Origin of the sequence: Micromonospora sp. 15K316 (genome assembly GCF_004348525.1) — a bacterium.
Lineage (GTDB): Bacteria > Actinomycetota > Actinomycetes > Mycobacteriales > Micromonosporaceae > Micromonospora.
Map to the genome: position 1 here is coordinate 1 of NZ_SMKG01000327.1, position 4,899 is coordinate 4,899.

The window sequence follows — 4,899 nt, forward strand, 5'->3', positions numbered from 1 at the left end:
GGCCGGGCGGACCCGGCGGCGGCCGACCCGGCCGGCGCGGGCCACGGCCGCGCTGGGGGCGGATCGCACTCGTCGCCGGGATCGCCGTCGTGGTCCTCGCGCTGCTCGGCGGCGTCGGCGCCTGGCTCTACGTGCGCAACCTCGACAAGGACCTCGCCCGGACCGACCCGTTCTCGGAGATCACCGAGGGGCGGCCGACCAAGCAGGTCGAGGGGGCGCTCAACATCCTGCTGGTCGGCAGCGACTCCCGGGATCCGGACGCCCCGGTCGACCAGGCGGGCAAGTGGCGGGCCGACACGATCATCGTGATGCACATCCCCTCCGACCACCAGTCGGCCTACCTGGTTTCCATCCCCCGCGACCTGTACGTGCCGATCCCGGAGAACGCCGGTGCCGACTGTGACTCCGGCCGGCGGGCGAAGATCAACGCAGCCTTCGCCTTCGGCGGCCTGCCGCTCGCGGTACGCACCGTCGAATGCTTCACCGACGTCCGGCTGGACCACGTCATGGCGATCGACTTCGCCGGCTTCAAGCAGGTCACCGACGCGCTCGGTGGGGTCGACCTGAACGTCGAGCGCACCGTCACCTCGATCCACAAGCCGTACCGGACGTTCACCAAGGGCATGAACCACATGGACGGCGCCGAGGCGCTGGACTGGATCCGCCAGCGCAAGCAGTTCCCGGACGGTGACTTCGCCCGGATGCGCCACCAGCAGGAGTTCCTGCGCGCCCTGATGGACAAGGCGGCCAGCAGCGGCACGCTGAGCAGCCCGCGGAAGCTGAACGCCTTCCTCCAGTCGGTGACCGACGCCGTCACCGTCGACCAGGGCTTCTCGTTGGTCGACATGGGATTGCAGTTCCGCAGCCTGCGAGGTGAGAACCTGACCTTCGTGACCAACCCGAACTCCGGCAGCGAGACGATCAACGGAGAATCGGTGGTGGTCTCCGACCGGGAGAAGGCCCTCGCGATGTACCGGGCCATGTCGGCCGACACGATGGCCGACTGGGTGAAGGCCAACCAGCAGAAGAAGAGCGACGGCGGCTGACCGGCCGTACGCGCGGAGGCCGGCGGCCCCGGTGTCGGCGAGAGAGTTCGCAGTTTCTGAGTACCAGCCACTGACCGGTCCCAATGACACTGGCTGATCGGTCAGTATGCCGGGTGTCCCGTCGGGGTTGCGGAATTTGCGGCAAGACGTACTCGCCATGACCGCAAAGTGTCCGTACAGTGTTCTCGCCCCCTGATAACGCGAGCTGGAGCACGCATGCCGGTTCAGACCAGCCGTCGCCCTCCGTCGCTGGATCGCTCTCATCCGCCCGCGGGCGGTTCCGCGGCCATCCCCTCCCAGACCCGCGGTCGCCCGGGCGACCCGGTCGCGCCCAAGAAGAGGCGTGCCCGGCGCAAGGATCCGCTCTGGGCCCGGCTCACCGTCGTGTTCGGCGCGGTCCTGATGCTGACCAGCGGAATCGCGATCGTCGGCAGCAAGGCCCTGATCAGCCAGGCGACCGGTGAGATCGCTCAGCGCAACCTGCTCGGCGACGCCGGCAAGACCGACGCCGAGGGCGGCGCGAGCCTGGAGGGCCCGATCGACATGCTGCTGCTCGGCGTGGACGCGCGGGAGCGGTGGGCGGCCGACGACGTACGGTCGGACTCGATCATCGTCCTGCACATCCCCGCCACGCACGACCAGGCGTACCTGATCTCCATCCCGCGGGACACAGAGGCGCACATCCCGGCGAACAAGAGGGCCGGCTGGAACGGCGGCACCGACAAGATCAACGCAGCCTTCCAGATCGGCGCCCGCAACGGCGGGGGCTGGGAGGGCGGCGCCCAGATGATGGCGAAGACCATCAAGGAGCTCACCGGGGTGAGCTTCGACGGCGGCGCGATCATCAACTTCGGTGGCTTCAAGAACGTGATCGACACGCTCGGCACGGTCCGGATCTGCGTCAAGCAGGAGGTCGAGTCGATCCACATGTCCTACGTGGACGGCAAGCCGATGTGGAACGCGGACGCCAAGAAGACCGGAAAGCAGATGAAGCCGGTGGTGCACAAGAAGGGCTGCCGGGAGATGGAGGGCTGGGCGGCGCTGGACTACGCCCGGCAGCGCAAGACCCTCACGAACGGCGACTACGACCGGCAGGCCAACCAGCAGCAGCTGATCAAGGCGATGGCCCGCAAGGCGACCGACAAGGGCATGCTGACCAACCCGCTCAAGCTCCAGCAGCTGATCAAGGCCGCCGGCAAGGCGTTCGTGCTCGACACCGGCGGTGCCAAGATCGAGAACCTCGTGCTCACCATGCGCGGTGTGACGGGGAACGAGCTGATCATGCTCAAGACGAACGCCGGCACCTTCAACGGCAACGACAGCGGCCGTGAGGAGCTGAGCGACGACTCGCTGGAGATGTTCAAGGCGGTCAAGGAGGACCGGCTCGCCCAGTACGTCTTCTACCACCCGGAAGTCATCTCCAACCGGAAGTGACCCGCGCGGAATCCGCGAAACGGACCGCTCGGCCGTGGCCCCACCCGTAGCCTGATAGTGAGCAAGACTCACGTATCGGCGACGGGGAGGGGCCACGTCCAGGTCGGGCGGGGACGGCGAGGAGCGGAGCGAGGCGCGTGCGGCCATCCGACCGCGCCGCGCCCGTTGGCCCCGCGTCCTGCTCGGAATCGGCCTGACCCTCGTGGTGCTGGCCGGCGTCACCGTGTTCGGGCTCCGTACGCTCACCGACCGGTACGACCGCACGGTGATCAAGGAACACCTGCTCGACGCCAGCGCCCGCAACGACCGTTCCGACCTCGACGGCCCGCTCAACTACCTGCTCATCGGCACCGACCGCCGGCCGGGGGACAACACCACCGAACAGCGCGCCGACACCATCCTCATCGTGCACGTGCCGACCGGGCTGCGGGAGGCGTATCTGGTCTCCATCCCCCGCGACCTGCTCGTCGCGATCCCCGCCGGGAGCGGCTACACCGGCGGCGAAGACAAGATCAACGCAGCGTACGAGCACGGTCGGGGCGGAGAGGCCGGAGCCCAGCTGCTGTCGGCCACGCTGACCCGGCTCACCGGAGTCCGCTTCGACGGCGCGGCCCTCGTCGACTTCTCCGGCATCCGGAAGGTGGTCGACCTGCTCGGCGGAGTCCGGATGTGCGTGGAACGCGAAGTTCGCTCGATCCACACCGACCGGGTGTTCAGCCCCGGCTGCCGGCAGATGGACGGCGCCGAGGCACTGGACTACGTCCGGCAGCGCTACGACCTGCCCGGCGGCGACTACGACCGGCAGCGCCACCAGCAGCAGCTGCTCCGGGCGATGCTGGACCGGGCAGGCGAGACACGGCTGCGCACCAACCCGATCAAACTCGACCAGGTGATCCGGGCCGTCGGCAGCTCGCTGACCGTCGACACCAACGGGGTGCCCCTGGAGGACCTGCTGCTCGCCCTCCGCGGGCTGCCCGCGAACGCGCTGCGCGGGGTGCAGGTGCCGTCGCACTCGCAGACCATCGACGAGGTGTCGTACGTGGTGCTGGAGAACGGCGGCGACGGCCTCTTCGACGCCGTACGGGGCACCCGGATGCCGGACTGGACCCGGGCCAATCCGCGCTGGGTCGTACGGCTGTGACGATGCCGATGGCCCGGACCGCAGCGATCACTCCGGTGAGGTTCTAGGCTTGGTAGCCGTGTTCGGACCCCAGGTACCCACCGTGACCGTGCCCGAGATCGCCGACGACACCTACCTGCTCGACGTCCGCGAGGACGACGAGTGGGCCGCCGGCCACGCGCCCGACGCCCATCACCTGCCGATGATGGAGCTGCCGAGCCGGCTGTCCGAGGTGCCGACCGATCGGGACGTGGCAGTCATCTGCCGCTCCGGCGGCCGCTCCGCCCAGGTCGTCGCCTACCTCGTACGCAACGGCTTCGACCAGGTGCGCAACGTGGCCGGCGGCATGGGCGAGTGGGCCGCCGCCGGGCGGCCGGTGGTCGGCGAGAACGGGCAGCCGGGCCGAGTGCTCTAGGCGGGCGGGATGGGCGAACAACCCCTGGTCTTCGCGCACCGTGGCGCCTCGTACGACCTGCCCGAGCACACCCTCGCGGCGTACCTGCGCGCGCTGGCGGAGGGCGCCGACGGGCTGGAGTGTGACGTCCGGCTGACCCGCGACGGGCACCTGGTCTGCGTACACGACCGGCGGCTGGACCGCACCAGCAACGGGCACGGCCTGGTCAGCGCCCGCACCCTCGCCCAGCTGGAGGAGCTCGACTTCGGATCCTGGCACCCGGGCTGCGTACCGGGCGAGGGGGACGAGCCGCCGGACGAGTCGCACACCCGGTTGCTCACCCTGGAGCGGCTCCTCGACGCGGTGCTCGCCGCCGGCCGGCCGGTCCGGCTGCTGATCGAGACGAAGCACCCGTCCCGCTACGGCCGGGACGTCGAGCGGCGACTGGTCGCGATGCTGCGCCGCTACGGGCTGACCGAGCCGGCGCCGGACGACCCGGTCCAGGTCACCGTGATGTCGTTCGCGCCGCTGGCCGTACGCCGGATCCGGGACCTCGCCCCCGCCCTGCCCACAGTGCTCCTGCTCGAGGTGCTGCCGCGCTGGCTGCGGCTCGGCCGCCTGCCGTTCGGCACGCGCATCGCCGGACCGGGCATCGCGTTGGTGCGGGACCGCCCCCAGCTGCTGCCGGCGCTGCGCGCCGCCGGCAACCAGGTGTACGTCTGGACCGTCAACCAGCCCGAGGACCTGGACCTCGTCCTCACCGCCGGAGTGGACGGCATCATCACCGACCGCCCCGCCCAGACCCTGGCCCGCCTCGGCCGCTGACCGTCGCCCAGGCGGCAGCGGCCCGGGCCCGGCAGGGGCCGGATAGCTCCGGCAGAGGGCCGAGCGGTCCGGTAGGGGGC

At 70.3% G+C, this 4,899-nt stretch carries 5 protein-coding genes; all 5 read left to right on the top strand.

Translation table 11 applies throughout. From position 1 onward, the window contains the following. Positions 1 to 1,046: LCP family protein (locus tag E1211_RS30730; RefSeq protein ID WP_132353519.1), on the top strand; the 1,046-nt coding region annotated here is incomplete at its 5' end. Positions 1,047 to 1,262: 216 nt separating this feature from the next. Next, entirely contained in the window at positions 1,263 to 2,480 is a 1,218-nt protein-coding gene (locus E1211_RS30735; RefSeq protein ID WP_132353521.1) for an LCP family protein, read from the top strand. Between the two features lie 202 nt (positions 2,481 to 2,682). Continuing rightward, positions 2,683 to 3,621 carry an LCP family protein gene (locus tag E1211_RS30740; protein ID WP_132353523.1) on the top strand — a complete coding sequence of 313 codons (939 nt, stop codon included), beginning with the start codon at positions 2,683 to 2,685 and terminating at the stop codon, positions 3,619 to 3,621. Between the two features lie 58 nt (positions 3,622 to 3,679). Then, entirely contained in the window at positions 3,680 to 4,015 is a 336-nt protein-coding gene (locus E1211_RS30745) for a rhodanese-like domain-containing protein (RefSeq protein WP_132353525.1), read from the top strand. A gap of 9 nt (positions 4,016 to 4,024) precedes the next feature. Next, entirely contained in the window at positions 4,025 to 4,819 is a 795-nt protein-coding gene (locus E1211_RS30750) for a glycerophosphodiester phosphodiesterase family protein (RefSeq protein WP_132353527.1), read from the top strand. Positions 4,820 to 4,899 lie beyond the last annotated feature (80 nt).

Excerpts from the sequence above, each read along its gene's own strand:
- E1211_RS30750 (WP_132353527.1), top strand. The coding sequence starts at position 4,025 with ATGGGCGAACAACCCCTGGTCTTCGCGCACCGTGGCGCCTCGTACGAC.
- E1211_RS30735 (WP_132353521.1), top strand. The coding sequence starts at position 1,263 with ATGCCGGTTCAGACCAGCCGTCGCCCTCCGTCGCTGGATCGCTCTCAT.